General features: G+C 44.8%; 11 protein-coding genes. 9 read left to right on the top strand and 2 right to left on the bottom strand.

The window, feature by feature from the left end; translation table 11 throughout:
- The first annotated feature begins 63 nt into the window (after positions 1-63).
- The 7 genes from ftsY (at position 64) to ACFPIB_RS11740 (ending at position 11458) form a co-directional block, all read left to right on the top strand.
- Positions 64-1023 (top strand): signal recognition particle-docking protein FtsY, encoded by a 960-nt coding sequence (ftsY, locus tag ACFPIB_RS11770; RefSeq protein WP_378017658.1) that lies wholly within the window; start codon positions 64-66, stop codon positions 1021-1023.
- A gap of 272 nt (positions 1024-1295) precedes the next feature.
- The gene (locus ACFPIB_RS11765; RefSeq protein WP_378017657.1) at positions 1296-3998 is read left to right on the top strand and encodes a carboxypeptidase-like regulatory domain-containing protein; all 2703 of its coding nucleotides are present in this window, start codon (positions 1296-1298) and stop codon (positions 3996-3998) included.
- A gap of 4 nt (positions 3999-4002) precedes the next feature.
- Positions 4003-5061 carry a DUF4249 domain-containing protein gene (locus tag ACFPIB_RS11760; protein ID WP_378017656.1) on the top strand — a complete coding sequence of 353 codons (1059 nt, stop codon included), beginning with the start codon at positions 4003-4005 and terminating at the stop codon, positions 5059-5061.
- Positions 5062-5141: 80 nt separating this feature from the next.
- Positions 5142-7466 carry a hypothetical protein gene (locus ACFPIB_RS11755; protein ID WP_378017655.1) on the top strand — a complete coding sequence of 775 codons (2325 nt, stop codon included), beginning with the start codon at positions 5142-5144 and terminating at the stop codon, positions 7464-7466.
- A 153-nt stretch (positions 7467-7619) separates the two neighbouring features.
- Positions 7620-8933 (top strand): 30S ribosomal protein S12 methylthiotransferase RimO, encoded by a 1314-nt coding sequence (gene rimO / locus ACFPIB_RS11750; RefSeq protein WP_378017654.1) that lies wholly within the window; start codon positions 7620-7622, stop codon positions 8931-8933.
- A gap of 378 nt (positions 8934-9311) precedes the next feature.
- Positions 9312-10874, top strand: coding sequence for a bacillithiol biosynthesis cysteine-adding enzyme BshC (gene bshC / locus ACFPIB_RS11745; protein WP_378017653.1), 1563 nt, complete (start codon positions 9312-9314; stop codon positions 10872-10874).
- The gene (locus ACFPIB_RS11740) at positions 10874-11458 is read left to right on the top strand and encodes a 5-formyltetrahydrofolate cyclo-ligase (RefSeq protein ID WP_378017652.1); all 585 of its coding nucleotides are present in this window, start codon (positions 10874-10876) and stop codon (positions 11456-11458) included. The genes bshC and ACFPIB_RS11740 overlap by 1 nt, the downstream gene beginning before the upstream one ends.
- A gap of 105 nt (positions 11459-11563) precedes the next feature.
- Here ACFPIB_RS11740 and ACFPIB_RS11735 read toward each other — a convergent pair whose 3' ends face one another.
- Together ACFPIB_RS11735 and mnmC2 are read right to left on the bottom strand one after the other, a co-directional pair.
- A complete protein-coding gene (locus ACFPIB_RS11735) occupies positions 11564-13588 on the bottom strand; it encodes a T9SS type A sorting domain-containing protein (protein ID WP_378017651.1) in 2025 nt (674 codons plus the stop codon).
- Positions 13589-13703: 115 nt separating this feature from the next.
- Positions 13704-14381, bottom strand: a complete 678-nt coding sequence (gene mnmC2 / locus ACFPIB_RS11730) for a tRNA (5-methylaminomethyl-2-thiouridine)(34)-methyltransferase MnmC2 (RefSeq protein WP_378017650.1) — start codon at positions 14379-14381, stop codon at positions 13704-13706.
- A gap of 249 nt (positions 14382-14630) precedes the next feature.
- On the opposite strand from mnmC2, the gene ACFPIB_RS11725 reads away from it, so the two are divergent.
- Positions 14631-15065 carry a thioesterase family protein gene (locus ACFPIB_RS11725; protein WP_378017649.1) on the top strand — a complete coding sequence of 145 codons (435 nt, stop codon included), beginning with the start codon at positions 14631-14633 and terminating at the stop codon, positions 15063-15065.
- Positions 15066-15133: 68 nt separating this feature from the next.
- A complete protein-coding gene (rlmN, locus tag ACFPIB_RS11720; RefSeq protein WP_378017648.1) occupies positions 15134-16198 on the top strand; it encodes a dual-specificity RNA methyltransferase RlmN in 1065 nt (354 codons plus the stop codon).
- The last annotated feature ends 79 nt before the right edge of the window (positions 16199-16277 follow it).

Below are 16277 nucleotides of genomic sequence, written 5' to 3'. Positions count from 1 at the left end.
TTAGTTTATTCTTTTTCCGGTATTTTTAACCGATTTTTATTTTCACTTACAGCTTCCGCCCCTATGGGATTATTTGACTTCTTCAAGAAAGAACAGAAAGAATCGCTCGATAAAGGACTTGAGAAAACCAAAACCAGCTTTTTCGACCAGCTTAGCAAAGCCGTGGTTGGCAAAGCCAAGGTAGATGAAGAGGTGCTCGACGATCTCGAAGAAATGCTGGTGCATTCTGACGTGGGCGTTGGAACCACGATCAAGATCATTAAACGCATTGAAGAACGCGTAGCCCGCGATAAATATGTGAGCACTTCGGAGCTTGATAAAATTCTGCGCGAGGAAGTAGCCGCTTTGCTGGAAGAAAATAATTCAGGAAAAGGTACCCAAATATCGCTTCCGGCCGGAATTAAGCCATACGTAATTATGGTGGTGGGCGTAAATGGGGTAGGCAAAACTACTACTATTGGTAAGCTTGCTGCGCAATTTCATAAAGCCGGTAAAAAAGTGGTACTTGGTGCTGCCGATACTTTCCGGGCGGCTGCCGTAGATCAGCTGATCATCTGGGGAGAGCGTGTTGGCGTGCCGGTAATTTCGCACGGTATGAACACGGACCCGGCTTCTGTAGCGTTCGATGCAGTAAAAAAAGGCGTGGAAATGGGTGCTGATGTGGTGATTATAGATACTGCCGGCCGTTTGCACAACAAAGTTGGTTTAATGAACGAGCTTTCGAAGATAAAACGGGTAATGCAGAAGTTCATTGAAGAAGCGCCGCACGAAGTTTTATTGGTGTTAGATGGTTCTACTGGCCAGAATGCCGTTTTGCAGGCCACCGAGTTTACCAAAGCTACCGACGTAACGGCCCTGGCCATTACCAAGCTGGATGGTACGGCCAAAGGTGGGGTGGTGATCGGTATTTCCGACGAATTTAAAATTCCGGTAAAATATATTGGCGTAGGCGAAAAGATCGAGGACTTGCAGATCTTTAATAAATACGAGTTTGTAGATTCGCTTTTCAGCAGAAAGAAATAAAGATAAGCAGTTTTTCTGCACAAAACCGTAGCGTTTTCAGCATGAGTTTTTATGCCGGAAACGCTACGGTTTTTTTATGACCAGACTAAGGGTTGCAGGTTTTGTGATTGTCTTTCAGGTGGTTGCACGGCATTTGATGGTTTTTGGCTTAAGTAAAATAGGGTTTAACATTATATAATTTCAATTTGAGCTTTAAAATCCTTAAATTTTCGCTTAAATAATTATTTGCCAGAAACCCGGTTGTTCTCTTGCGTTGCAGTTTAAAAAAATAGATGAGAAAAATAGTTTTACTTGCCCTTTGCTTCTGGTGTATTTCTTTAGCTTTCGCATTGCAGGCGCAGGATAAAAAGCCGGTAACTATTACTGCCACTTTTACCAATAAACCACTCGTTGAGGCCCTGAAAGAAATTGAAACGAGGTTTAACATAAAGATCTTTTATAAACCCGAATGGTTCAGCAATAAACGCGTTTCGGCGGTGCTAACCAACCAGGATTTAGATAATACCCTGAAAACTGTTTTAAGCAAGACGGAACTGAATTTCGTGGTTTATGATGCCGCCAATGTTGTTCTGGTACCTGAAATATCCGGAAGAATGGCTGGAAATATTCCCCGCGCAAAACCTGGGGTTGCCAGACAGAAAGTCGAAGTGATTGGTGGCCCGAAGCCTGCTCCCCGCAACCAGAAACTTAGTTTAAGCGGGAATGTGAAAGATGGCAAACGCAATGAGCCTGCCATTGGTGCCAACATCCGGATCGAAAAGCTGGGAATTGGAACGGTTGCTGATATTAATGGCCGCTATGAATTAAAGTTACTGCCCGGCATATATGAAATTACGATCAGTTCTATTGGGCTTGAAACCCAAACCCGCCTGATTCAGCTTAACGGTAACGGAACTTTAGATGCCGAATTGCTGGATAAAGCCTTTGACCTTAGCGAGGTACATGTGGAAATAGAAAGTAAGAACAATAACGTATCTGGCAGCCAGATTGGGGTTAATAAGCTTTCTATAATGGAAATGAAGAAAATGCCGGCGCTGCTGGGAGAAGTTGATGTTGTGAAAAGCGTGCAGATGCTTCCGGGGGTAACTTCAGTAGGCGAAGCAGCAGTTGGTTTTAACGTGCGCGGCGGCAATACCGACCAGAATCTGATCCTTTTGGATAATGTCCCGGTTTTTAATCCAATGCACTTGTTCGGTTTTTTTTCAGTGTTTAACCCAGATGTGGTGCAGGAGGTAACTTTTTACCGGGGCGCTATACCGGCACAATTGGGTGGGCGGCTTTCCTCAATTCTGGATGTGAAACAAAAAGAAGGAAGTTATGAAAAGGTTCAGGGAAGCGGCGGAATTGGAATTGTGTCAGGAAGATTGGCTGTAGAAGGGCCGGTATTAAATAAAAAAGGATCGTTTTTGCTGGCTGGCAGAAGTAGTTATTCGGACTGGATCTTTAAAAAGCTTCCGAATGCATCCTTACGCGACGACAAGGCATCTTTTTACGATGGTACCATTAAATTCAGCGCCTTGCTTTCAGAAAAAACCAAGGTAATTGCTTCGGGTTACCGCAGCCACGATAGTTTTGGCTTCTCCGCCGATACCGTTTACTCAAGTTCTACCAGTAATGCCAGCGTAAGTTTAAATCATATTTTCTCAGAAAAGCTTATCCTGAATGCCACGGGATTTTCGGGTGATTACGCCATGAACCTCGATTTTAATGCGCCGGGCAACGAAGCGCAATATACCAGTGGTATCAGGCAGCAAGGCTTTAATGCCGACCTACTAATACGCCAGGGAAAGCAAAAAATGAATATTGGTGGCAGGGGCACTTTTTATAATTATGAACAAGGGGAACTAAAACCAACAGCCGAAGACTCCAATATTAACCCAGAAACATTGCCCGATGATCGTGCACTGGAAACGGCTGTTTATGTGAACGATGAAATTGAATTAAGCCCGTTGCTTTCTTTTGGCGTTGGCCTGCGCTATTCTTTATATCAGAATTATGGCAATGGGGTAGTGTATAATTACCAGTCTGGTGCGCCTAAAAATGAGTTCACGTTAACAGATTCCACTTTTTATGGTGAAAACGATATCGTTCAGCGTTATCAGGGCGCCGAGCCCCGGTTTTTCGTAAAATATGCTTTCGATGAAAAGAGTTCTGTAAAAGCCGGGTATTCGCGTACCCGCCAATACATGCATGTTGTTTCCAATACGCTTACCATTTCACCGGTAGATATCTGGAAAACCAGTAACAGCCACATCAAGCCGCAGATCGGCGACCAAGTTTCGGTGGGTTATTTCAGGAACCTGAGACAGAATGCCATAGAAACTTCGGTAGAGGTTTACTATAAGCAAATTCAAAATCAGCTCGATTACAAAGAAGGCGCAGACCTGTTTCTGAATAAAAACCTGGAAACCGAACTTATAGCAACAACCGGGAAAGCGTATGGCGTGGAGTTGCTGGTGAATAAAAAAGGAGGCCGGCTTACCGGTTGGGGAAGTTATGCATACTCAAGGTCGTGGTTGCAAACCAACAGCGCTTTTGCTGAAGAACAGATCAATAACAATAATAAATACCCTACTAACTACGATAAGCCGCATAACCTGAACCTGGTAATGAATTACCAGATCACCCGCCGCTTAAGCGCTTCGGCTAATTTTAATTACAGCACCGGTCGGCCGTTTACAGCTTCCACCGCCTTTTATGTAATAGAAGGCAACGTAGTTCCTTATTATGGGAACCGGAATCAATACCGTATTCCCGATTACCACCGCCTGGATGTTTCTTTGACCTTGCTCACCAACCTGCGGAAAAATAAGAAATGGGAAGGCAACTGGAACCTGGCGGTATATAACGTTTATGCCCGCGATAATGCTTATTCGGTTTTCTATCGCCATACTTATGGCACGCAACCGAAGGTTTTCAGACTGGCTGTAATTGGCACGGCTATTCCTTCTATCAGTTATAACTTTAAATTTTAAGCATATGCATGCTGCTTATAAATACATATTAATTGTCTTGCCGTTCCTTCTATCAGGGTGCATTAAACCTTTAGATTTTGAGGCAGAGGAACCTGCAAAAATGCTGGTGGTAAGTGGCATGATAACCGATGAACCCGGGCCTTATACTGTAAACCTGACCACCACTTTTAAGTATGGCAGCTATTTCAGCGATATTGAGCCCAGCGTGCGAAATGCGGAAGTAACAATTTCTGATGAGAATGGCAAAACTGTAACACTCAAAGAAACGCATCCGGGCGTTTATGAAACCGATTCGGCGGCTATTCGCGGACGGGTTGGCGGCAAGTATACTTTGCGTGTAAAGCTGCGCGATGGCAAGCAATACGTTTCGGAAACCGAAGAGCTGCGCGCTGCCCAACCAATAGACCGCGTATATGCGCGCCTGAAACCGGTGGTGATCGTGAATGAAAAGAATGATCAGGTAACTGTAAACTATGTATCAATTCTGGTAGATACCAAAGATCCCGGCAATGAACGCAATTTCTACCGTTGGATCTTTAATAATACTTACGAAGTAACTACCCAGCCTGAAAATTTTATGGGTGTAGATCATAACGGCAAACCGGTTCCTGCTCCTAAAGATTGCTGCCATCAATGTTGGGTCAGTGAAAAAAGCAGCGTTGTGAATGTTCGGGAAGACCTGCAATTTAACGGGAATGCCTTGGTAGGGCAGGAAGTTTCGAAGATCCCTTTTAAACCAAGATATTTTCAGAATAAGCATTTTGTAGAGGTTCGGCAATTCGCAATTTCTGAGGGCGCTTATAGGTTCTGGAAAACGCTGGACGATCAGATTGCCGGAACCGGCTCCGTGCAGGAACCCGCGCCCGCTAATGCAGTGAGCAATATTAAAAACGAAGCGAATCCGCAGGAACAGGTTCTGGGCTATTTTAGTGCGGCAGGCGTAAGCAAGAAATCCTTTTTTATTCAGCCTTTCGATTTTGGTATTTATGCCGGCACATTTGTTTTTCCTGACGATTGCCGGATAATAAGTGGTGCTACAACTAAACGGCCTAGCTTTTGGTAATAATGTTGTATACAAGAATCTTAAGACCCGGAACGCTCCTGTGCATTTTTACAACCTGTGCACTTTTAATTAACGTTCATTTGGCTAATGCCCAACTGGTTAGTGGAGTAAACTGGCAAGACAAGCTGGTAAGCGATGTAAAACAATTTACACAAACCTTTGTTCCGCAGAAGGTACATTTACACACTGCCAGCAGTTTTTATGCTCCATACGATACCGTTTGGTTTAAAGCTTATCTGGTAGATGTTGCATCTTTATTTCCGGTGAATGGTTACGAAATAGTAACAGTAAGTCTAATTTCTACAGGCAAAACGGCGGTAATAACCCAACAAATTTCTGCGTTTAACGGCTTGGCGGCCGGGCAACTGGTATTGCCAGATTCACTTTTGCCGGGTAATTATACGCTGGTGGCTTATACGCACTGGATGCGCAATTTCAGTCCGGAGTTTTTTTATAAAAAATCTCTGACGGTAATTGGAACGGCTACGGGCAAATCTGCGGGTGCACAAAAGCAAACGCTGGCTGCGCTGAACTTTTTTCCGGAAAGCGGAAACCTGGTTGCCGGCCTGAAAAGCAAAGTAGGGTTCAAGGCGCTTGATACGCAGGGTTTGGGTTTACCGGTAGAAGGACAAATCTTAGATGAAGCTGGTAAAACAGTTGTTCAGTTTAAAAGTTTGCAGGCTGGTATGGGAAGCTTTACGTTTACCCCGGCTGCCGGGAAAAAATATAGCGCCCAGATAACGTTAGCTAATAAACAGAAGCAAACCTTTGCTTTGCCGCAGGTTATGAGCAGTGGTTTGGTTTTAACTGTTGCAGAGTATACCAATAACAGTTCCCATATAAGCCTGGCGGTTTCACCTGATCGGGTGAAGGAAAAATTTTATGTAGTGGTGCAAAGTCGCGGATTTATACTGTTTCTGGAAGAAATGAAGGCCGGAAACCGCATGATAATCGACAAAAGCGAACTTCGCGATGGCATTGCGCAGGTAACGGTATTTAATGAAACGGGTAAGCCCGAAGCTGAACGGTTGTTCTTTGTGAATAATCAGCGCCGTTTTCATATTCAGCTCACGCCCGAACAAGATATTTATAACCGACGCGAAAAAGTAAAGGTGAATGTAAAAGTAACCGACGAAAGCGGCGCACCTTTGCAAACCGAAATTTCCCTTGCGGTTTCGGACCTGAAGCAAACAGGCTCTATTAATTTGCAGCAAACCATCTTTTCTAACTTATTATTGACATCAGATCTTGCTGGCAATATCGAAAATCCGGGGTTTTATTTTAATAACAATCTACCCGAGACTCGCGAAGCACTCGATAATTTATTGCTGACTCAGGGCTGGCGGCGCTTTACCTGGACCCAGATTGCCGATGCCGGAAAAGCCAGACCAACATTTAAGCACGAGCCGGAAATGGTTTTACGGGGCACCGTAGAGAATAATAATTACCCGCTGGCGCAGGCCGTAATTTACTTGCTCGATCATAAAACCGGCGAATCGGAAGTAGTAATATCTGATGAAGAGGGGAAATTCAGCATTCATTCCGATGGCAATAAAGCTACCCAACGGTATGCTTACCAGGTGTGGCAGAACGACAGTTTTATTCGTAACGCGCAGATAAAAACAGACAAGGAAACAGAAATTGTTTGGCCCGATTTCTTTGCTGTTAATACTTCGGATACCCTGTTGTTTCAAAAAAATATTATGCGCAGCCAGATAGAAAAAGCGTATGGTTTAAAAGCGGAAAAGTCTGAAACAACGCCAGTTGAAACTAAAAAGTGGTTAATAACCGCGCCTGATAAAACTTACGTGCTGGAAAAATACGAAGCGCTGAAAGATTTTGAAGAAGTTCTGAAAGAAATTGTGCCCGATGTGCGGGTTCTGACTGCCACCGCAGAGCCGGAAACGCGCATGATAAGTAAAGATAAGCGCGATTTTTTTAAACATCCGCCCATGTATTTTATAGATGGCCGGCCAACCTGGAACGATGACTTAATTCTGCGGCTGAACGCTGATCTGATTAAAGAAGTGAGCATTTATAATTCTTCCAAAACCCTGCGGCAATTCGGCTCAATAGGTAACCAGGGGGTAATTGCAATTCAAACGAAAGCCGGTAATTTTAATTCGCCGGAACTAGATGATAAATACCAGATCACGGTTCCGGGCGTTGCGATGGCCCGCGAATTTTACGTGCCGCCAATAGTCAATACACAATCGCAGATTCCAGATTTCCGGCCGCTTTTATACTGGAACCCAAGCCTGAAAACAGATGCCAGCGGAAATGCAGAAGTTACTTTCCCAACGTCTGATGCGGTGAGCAATTTCAGGATCTATGCAGAAGGAATTTCCGGTTCTGGTGTAATAGGAAATGGCAGTGCAGCATTTAGAACCGCACCGGCGGAATAAAAACGCTATGCTTTCTGCCTGAAAAACTGCTTTTGCTGAATCTTTATGCCTTCCGGATTGTTACCCGCGAATGTAATGCAATTCTGGATTCCGGTAATGCGCTATAAAATTGTTACCTTTGCAGGATTTTCCGGCAGTAAATAAAAGTAGGAAGTGAAAGTAAGAAGCTTAAAGAAAGACAAATACAACGTAATTACCCTGGGTTGTTCTAAAAACCTGGTAGATTCGGAAGTGTTGATGGGGCAGTTGCGCGGCAACGATTTTGATGTGGCGCACGAATCGGAGAAGGATGATGCCAACATTATTATTGTGAATACCTGCGGGTTTATTGATAATGCCAAGCAGGAATCTATTGATACCATTCTGCAATACGCCGATGCCAAAGAAGCCGGCCAGATCGATAAACTGTACGTAACGGGTTGCTTGTCGCAGCGCTATAAAGATTCCCTGGAAGTTGAAATTCCGCAGGTAGATGCCTATTTCGGAACGCTGGAATTGCCTCAACTGCTGAAAACTTTAGACGCTGATTACAAGCACGAACTCATTGGCGAACGCCTTTTAACCACACCCAAACATTACGCTTACTTTAAGATTGCCGAAGGCTGCAACCGTCCTTGTTCGTTCTGCGCCATTCCGTTAATGCGCGGTAAACACGTAGACCGTTCTATTGAAGAGCTGGTAGGCGAGGCGAAGAAACTGGTTGCTTCCGGTACCAAAGAACTTGTTTTAATTGCCCAGGATTTAACCTATTACGGTCTCGAGAAATACGGCGAACGCAAACTGGCTGATCTGGTTAGAAATCTGTCTGACGTTCCCGGCGTGGAATGGATAAGAATGCAATACGCTTACCCGAGCCAGTTTCCGATGGAAGTGTTGGATGTAATGGCCGAGCGCGAAAATGTTTGCAAGTATTTAGACATGCCGCTGCAGCACATTTCCGACAACATGCTGAAAACCATGCGCCGCGGAATTTCTAAGCGTAGAACTATTGAGCTGGTAGATCAGATCCGTCAAAGAGTGCCGGAAATCGCTTTGCGCACCACCCTAATTGCTGGTCATCCGGGTGAAACGCAGCAGGATTTTGAAGAACTTTACCGCTTTGTGGAAGATACAAAATTCGAACGTCTGGGTATTTTTACCTATTCGCACGAAGACAACACGCACGCTTATACATTAGAAGACAATGTGCCGGCGGAAGTGAAACAGCAGCGCGCCGATGATATAATGGAGCTGCAGCAAGGCATTTCCATGGAACTGAACGAAGCAAAAGTGGGCCAGACCTATAAAGTTTTATTCGACCGGAAAGAAAGCGGCTATTTCGTAGGCCGTACGCAGTTCGATTCGCCGGAAGTGGATAACGAAGTTTTGGTGCCAGCCACCGATACCTACGTTCGCATCGGCGATTTTGCCAACGTAAAAATTACCGATAATACCGATTTCGACCTTTACGGCGAAGTAGTGAAATAAGACTTTTTCCGCCGGAAACCCTACCGTTTTTAACCTTGCAGTTTGCTAAAAGCTGCAAGGTTTTTTTATGCCCGAAATTGCCGTTACTTTGTACAAAGGAATTTCTGAAAGCACGTATTCCCGAAAGTCCCCCTTTGGAGGGGGTAGGGGAGGATTTTTACGTTTTGTCATCTCGACGTTAGGAGAGATCTCACCAAGTTAGTAGTAACTTTTATTCTGGCTTTTCTACCAGCCCGAAGAGATCCCTCCTGTCGTCGGGATGACCTGATAATGTAAATCCTCCCCCCAACCCCCTCCAAAGGGGGACAATCGAAATACGTGAATTTATAAAAAGTAAATCTCAGACTTCCGTATAATTGCATTTCTTATCTTTTTCGCATGAAAATTACTACGCTTCCATATACCGCCACGCATTCATTTTCGAAACTCGTTACCGATTATGTGGCTGAAGAACCGCATGTAAAACCGTTTCTGAACCGTTTTCCGACGCTGGAAAATTTTGGCGAACAGATAAAAGAACGCCGCAATTTCCCGGTGGCGCAACGCCAGACGCTCGTTAATGCGCTGGAAAAACAGTACGGAAATGTAGAGAAAAACCCGGCCGTAGAACTGAACATGGCGCTGCTGCAGCAGGAGAAAACGTTTACTATAACTACCGGCCATCAGCTCAATATTTTTACCGGTCCGCTTTACTTCGTTTACAAAATTGTGAGCGCCATAAAAACCTGCCGGGAACTGAAAAAAGCCTACCCCGAAAATGAATTTGTGCCAGTTTACTGGATGGCCACCGAAGACCACGATTTTGCCGAGATCAATCATTTTAACCTGTTCGGGAAAAAGTACGAATGGCCTTCGGAACAAAAAGGGGCGGTAGGCAGCATGAAACCGGATGGCCTGGAAAAAGTGCTGGACGCACTACCGGAAAAATTCCCGGTTTTTGAAAAAGCTTACCTCGAAAGCCAGACCTTAGCCGAAGCAACACGCAAAATTGTGAACGAGCTTTTCGGCGAATACGGCTTGCTGATTGTTGACGGCGACGATCCGGAATTGAAAAAAACGCTTATTCCGGTTATTCTGAATGAGCTTTTAGCTAATACGTCTTTCCGTTTGGTAAACCAGACCAACGAAACGCTGGCCGCTTATTACAAACCGCAGGTGCTGGCGCGCGAAATAAACCTTTTTTACCTGGATGCCAATTGCCGCGAACGCATTGTGCAGGAAGGCGATCGGTTTAAAGTGTTGAACACCGACCTGGCATTCAGTACCGAAGAAATTAAAAGCATGGCGCAGGCTTATCCGGAAAAATTCAGCCCGAACGTAATTCTGCGGCCACTTTACCAGGAAATGCTGTTGCCGGATCTGGCTTACATTGGCGGCGGTGCGGAGGTGGCTTACTGGTTACAACTGAAAGCAGTTTTTGAGCATTACAACATACCGTTTCCAATCGTAATGCTGCGGAATTCGGCCATGTATATTAATAAAAGCAACGCCTCGCGGCTGCAGAAATTAGGGCTGAAAGCGGAAGATCTGTTTGAAGATCTGCAAGCTTTGAAAAAGCAGGTAAGCGAAAAGCTGGATCTGCCGGTAATTAGTTTGGAAGCTCAAAAGCATAGCATTTCTGAAGCTTTTGCATCAGTTGAAAACCTGGCTAAAACCATTGAACCGACGCTGGAAAAAACGGTAGCCGCGGAAGCTCAAAAAGTGCAGAACGTATTGCAGATGCTGGAAAAGAAAATTGCCAAAGCCCAGGAAACGAAGCATGAAACCGTTTTTAAGCAACTTGCAGTCCTGAAAGAAAAGCTGTTTCCCGGCGATGGTTTGCAGGAACGCAGCGATAATTTACTTTCGTTCCAAAGTAATAATCCCAATTTTATTGCCGATCTGATGCACGCTTTTGAGCCATTCAATAACCAATTCGTGATTCTGGAGGAGGAAGTTTAATGGATAAAAAAGCCCTCCGGAAACTGATGCTGGCCGAACGCAGACAATTCAGTTTGAACGAAGCCGAAAAACTTAGCCAGCGGGTTTGCGATCTTTTTTTTGAAGGATTCGCGCCCACAAAACCACAGGTTATTCACGTTTTTTTGCCGATCCTGAAAAACCGGGAGATCAATACCTGGCCCATTATTCACAGAATCTGGCGGGAGTTTCCGGCGTGCAGAATTGCGGTGCCGGTTACTAATTTTCAGACCCAGGAATTAGAGCACTACGAGATCTTACCAGAAACGGAAATTGCTGAAAATCATTGGGGAATTCCGGAGCCGGTAAACGCCCTGCGGGTTTTTGAAGCCGAAATAGATACCGTTTTAATGCCACTTTTAGCGTTCGATGCAAACGGAAACCGAATCGGTTACGGCAAAGGCTTTTACGATCAGTTTCTGCAGCATTGCCGCGCTTCGGTGCTTAAAATCGGCTTGTCGCTGTTGCCGCCTGTGCCGCACCAGATTCCTGCCGACGATTGGGATGTGCCTTTAGATCATTGCCTTACGCCAAAAGGACGCTATGATTTTGGGCTGAAAAAGTAAAGCTTTCATTACCTTTTCTGCTCAGATTTTCAACTCTAATATTTAGTCATAAAAAAAGCCCCCGAAATATTTCGGGGGCTTTTTGGTTTTAACCGAAGCGGTTAATTATTGTTTCACAATGCGGTTGGTTACTGTGAAGTTATCAGAAGAAACTGTGTACAGATAAACGCCGTTTGCGAAGTTGCTCATGTCTACAGAAATAGTGTTTTTGCCAGTAGCTAATTTGCCAGCTTCTACAGAAGCAACTTCCTGACCCATGATGTTAGTAACGCGAACTTTTACGTTAGCAGATTTTTTCAGGTCAACGTTAATAGCAATTTTGCCGGAAGTTGGGTTAGGATAAGCTTTGATCTCGTTTACGAATGCAGCCATATCTTTCTTTCTGCCTAACAGTTCTTCAACTTTCATAGCCATATACATGATGCTGTTTTCCTTTTCAGGGTCTTCATCACGGCCTAAAGTCATACCTGGCTTATCGTCAGACATCCAAGAAACGTGCAGTAAACCATCAGTATCTACGAAGTGGTGAACAGATGGGAATACGCTTTCTTCAAGCTGCTCAGCAGTACTGGATGAATCGCCGTAGATATCAAGTTTACGGGCAATGTTGGTCACTCTGTCAGCTGCAATCCAGGAGTTAGTAGATGCAGTGAATTTAGTCAGGTATAGGTCACGGAAAGGCTGACCGGTTGAATCTGAAGTGTGAGACGTGCCTAACATAACCCCAGAGTATACTAAGTAAACGTTACCTTGAGCGTCGTAAGCAGCATTTGGCATAGAAAGTAAACCTACCTGGCCATAAGGAGCAATACCGCCACCGTTTTTACCAGTAGGAATTGTCCATGAAATTGGCTTGCGAGGTTCTTCCAGTTCAGCGATCAGAGTAGGTGTAGTTGGAGCACCTGCTTTATCAGTCCAGTGCAGAATACCTGCGCCTGAATTCGGGAACCATGTACCGTTGGTAACTGGTCTCAGTGAACCTAAAGTATCTCTTACAGCAACACGAATTTCACCAGCGAAAACGTGTACGTTACCTGCGTTGTCAATTGTTAATGCGTGCGCATTATCGTTTGTAAATGCAGTATAGAAAGTATCTACAGAACCTGCGGCGTTAGGCGAAATGATTGTGTTGCCAACAGTGTCAGCTGGTACTACTGAGCTCATTACGGTGCGGGTAAAGTTGTCACCGTTGTCAGTAGATTTCCACAAAGTCCAAGGATCACCTGCGCTACCTGTTACAATTGCTACATTTTGTCCGTTTACAGCAAGAGCGTAAGCATCACCGCCAATACGGTCATAACCGTTTGCGTAAGTCAAGCCTGGAAGCTGAATGTTTTGTTTATCCCAGGTATTACCACCGTCAGTTGAGCGGCTGTAAACTACCATACCAGATACACCATTAATAACCGGAAGTGGCGTATTGTTGATGGTATAGATCATGTGGATGTTATTGCCATCGGCAATTACTCTTGGCCAGGTACCGTTGTTGCCGGTTACGCCGCCAATGTTTTGCGTGAAAGCAAGGTCAGTAGTCTGACCCCAGGTAGTGATACCAGTTGCGCCTTTTGCAGGGCGTTTTGTTACACTAATACCTACATCGTGCGTGAATACCATTTCGTTACCACCAACGGAAACGATCTCTGGCCATCCAACACGTTTAGAAGCAATACCGAAGTTAGCTTGGGCAGCTGGATAACCGCAAGTACCCTGGAATTCACCTGGTCTTGAAGTAGCACCTTCTTTCCAGGTTGTGCCATCGAAGTAGTTGTAACCTACACCACGGCTGGCAAAGTTTGGTGATTGCGGGCCGAAGCAGGTTTCTGTCCAAACAACAGAAACTGTACCATCGCTGTGGCGTAAAGTACGGTTCGCTACAGAAGAGTTAGAAGGCAGATCGTAGTAAGATTTACCCACTTTTGTACCAAAAGAACCCGTAACGTTTGTTTTCTGGTTGCTGCCAGGTCTGTCTTTAGCAGTGCTGTTGCCAGATGTGCCGGTTTTGCCATCGCGGTCGGCTTTCATTAATGCTACCGGGCCTGTTTTGGCAACAATCTGACGAGCTTTTTGAGCGCTGCTCACCCCTACCGAAGCAGAGAAGGCAAGGCCCAGAAAAAGTAATTTTTTCATCATGTATTAATTTGGTTTTGAAGAATGTTTTGTCAATTTCAAATCTATGTAATAAAAAAATAAATTCCAATAGGATATTAAAAAACTTATCAAACACTTTTTGAGTGAACGGCCTTGTTTAATTAGTTTTGGTTGCGCGGGTCATTTCGCGTTTACCTGGCGGGCCGGGTAAAGCTTCTACCGTTAAACCTGCGCTTTTCAGGCCGCGTTTAAAAATTCCTTTGGCGCAATAGCTCACCAGAAAACCGCCCGGTTTTAAAGCGCCAGCCATTTTCCGGAAGATCTCGTCGGTCCATAAATGCGGTTGTTTTTCCGGGGCAAAGGCATCGAAATAGATCAGGTCGTAATAATTATCCGGGAACGTTTGCGTTTCCAGGTCGGTGTGCATTTTCTGCAGGTTGAAATTCGGCGTTATAGCTATCGTTTCGTTCCAGGGCGCGGCGTGCAGTTTATGAAAGTAGTCGAGCAATTCAGGGTTCAGAATAAAATTCCCGAACTGCAATTCTTTAATAAGGTTTTCCGGCAACGGATATTTCTCCAGTGTATCGTAAAAAACGCTATGGTTTTGGGTTAAAAAAGTCTGTAACGTTAAAATAGCATTAAGGCCCGTGCCGAAACCAATTTCCAGCAACCGGATCGGTTCCGTAGCTTTTTCCAGCGTTGGCTCTAAACCATATTTAATAAATACGTGCAGCGCTTCCTGCAAAGCCCCGTGAATAGAATGATAATGCTCGTTCAGCTCCGGCACAAAAAGCGTGTTTGAGCCATCGTTGGTTTGTTTTACTTCCACTTTCATAATACACGAAGGTACCGTATTTCATTGACAACCAAAATGCCCCGAACGTTGCACGGGTATTTATAATTATTGAAGCTTAGAATGATTGAATGCGAGCATTTGAAAAGTCCTGAATGCGTGCATAAATAACGTCTGGTGCTTGCAGTCTAAAGAACGGTATGGTTTTCAGCCGAAAAACTAAAATTCGTACCTTCGTTTTCTTCCACGCTTAATTCACAAACTCACTCATTCTCTCGTTCAAAAATATTTATGCGCATTCAGCTTCAGCTTCCCGATACTTTTTCTTTCCAGACCGATATTCCGGTACGGATTACCGATATTAATTACGGCAACCATTTGGGCAACGACGCTATTCTGAGCATGATGCATGAAGCACGCGTACAGTTCCTGCAAAACCTGGGCTATACAGAATTAGAAATGGAAGGCGCCGGCCTGATCATGAGCGACACAGCTATTATATATAAAGGCGAAGGTTTTTACGGAGATATTTTAACGGTAAAAGTTACAGCAGTAGATCTGACTAAATACGGCTTCGATCTGATGTACCTTTTTATAAATCAGCACGGAAAAGAAATTGCACATGCTAAAACCGGCATGCTCTGCTTTAATTACGCCACCCGCAAACTCATGGCCCTACCCGAAAAAGCTGCTGAGAAACTGAAAAACGGTAGGGAAAACAGCTGAAAAAGTGCCTGCTATTTCCTGGAGGCTGTTACGAAACTAAAGCGCAGTAAATTTTGTATCTTTGCGGTATGGAATTGATTGCTGACATTGAGATCTTAAATAAAAAGGACATCCGGAAGTTAAAACTGGATGACCTGAAAGCCTGGATGACTGAAAACGGCGAAAAACCGTTCCGCGCCAAGCAGGTGTACGAGTGGCTTTGGAAGAATTCTGCGCAAACCTTTGCGGAGATGAACAACATTGCTTTGCCGCTCCGCGAAAAACTCGATGCACATTTCACCATCAATGCCGTGCAGGTAGCTACCAAACAACTTAGCAACGACGGCACCATTAAATCTGCTTTCAAACTTTACGACAGCAATATTGTAGAAGGCGTTTTAATTCCGCACGAACAGCGCATGACGGCCTGCGTTTCGAGCCAGGTTGGTTGCTCACTTACCTGTAAATTCTGCGCCACCGGCACCATGGACCGCATCCGGAATTTAGATGCCGCCGAAATCTACGACCAGGTGGTGCGCATTAACGAACAATGCCAGCAGCAATACGGCACGCCGCTTACCAATATTGTGTACATGGGCATGGGCGAACCAATGTTGAATTACGCCAACGTGATGAAATCCATCGAAATGATAACTTCTACCGATGGTCTGAACATGGCTGCGCGCCGCATTACCGTTAGTACCGCCGGCATTGCCAAAATGATTAAGAAAATGGCCGACGATGGCATTAAAGCGAATTTAGCTTTGAGTCTTCACGCTGCCAACGATATTAAACGCAACGAAATTATGCCGATCAACGAAACCAATTCGCTTTCGGCTATAAAAGAAGCGCTGCTTTATTACCACGAGCATACCGGCCGCAAAGTAACCTACGAATACATTTTGCTCAGCGGCTTTAACGATACCCTGGAAGACGCCAAAGAACTTTTAGCTTTCTCGAAACTTATTCCGTGCAAGATCAATATTCTGGAATATAACCCGATCGAGAGCGCCAGTTTTGAACGCGCCGAAGATGAAACGCTGGAACCATTCCTTCGCTATTTAGCAGACAGAGGGGTGCAGGTAAACGTGCGCCGCAGTCGCGGAAAAGACATTGATGCTGCCTGCGGACAGTTGGCCATTAAAGAGAAATAAGCACTTTTCAAGCTTAAAACGCTACCGTTTTTACCACAAAAATTCGAAAGCCGTTCTGAAATTATTTCGGAACGGCTTT

Source organism: Adhaeribacter terreus, from assembly GCF_042657365.1.
Classification (GTDB): Bacteria; Bacteroidota; Bacteroidia; order Cytophagales; family Hymenobacteraceae; genus Adhaeribacter_A; species Adhaeribacter_A terreus.
This window is presented reverse-complemented; position numbering and strand designations above follow the sequence as displayed.

What these genes read in the sequence shown, in the direction of transcription:
- mnmC2 (WP_378017650.1), bottom strand. Translation starts at nt 14,381, where the DNA reads ATGAAAGTGGAAGTAAAACAAACCAACGATGGCTCAAACACGCTTTTT.
- bshC (WP_378017653.1), top strand. Translation starts at nt 9,312, where the DNA reads ATGAAAATTACTACGCTTCCATATACCGCCACGCATTCATTTTCGAAA.
- ACFPIB_RS11735 (WP_378017651.1), bottom strand. Translation starts at nt 13,588, where the DNA reads ATGATGAAAAAATTACTTTTTCTGGGCCTTGCCTTCTCTGCTTCGGTA.
- ftsY (WP_378017658.1), top strand. Translation starts at nt 64, where the DNA reads ATGGGATTATTTGACTTCTTCAAGAAAGAACAGAAAGAATCGCTCGAT.
- ACFPIB_RS11765 (WP_378017657.1), top strand. Translation starts at nt 1,296, where the DNA reads ATGAGAAAAATAGTTTTACTTGCCCTTTGCTTCTGGTGTATTTCTTTA.
- ACFPIB_RS11725 (WP_378017649.1), top strand. Translation starts at nt 14,631, where the DNA reads ATGCGCATTCAGCTTCAGCTTCCCGATACTTTTTCTTTCCAGACCGAT.
- rlmN (WP_378017648.1), top strand. Translation starts at nt 15,134, where the DNA reads ATGGAATTGATTGCTGACATTGAGATCTTAAATAAAAAGGACATCCGG.
- ACFPIB_RS11740 (WP_378017652.1), top strand. Translation starts at nt 10,874, where the DNA reads ATGGATAAAAAAGCCCTCCGGAAACTGATGCTGGCCGAACGCAGACAA.
- ACFPIB_RS11760 (WP_378017656.1), top strand. Translation starts at nt 4,003, where the DNA reads ATGCATGCTGCTTATAAATACATATTAATTGTCTTGCCGTTCCTTCTA.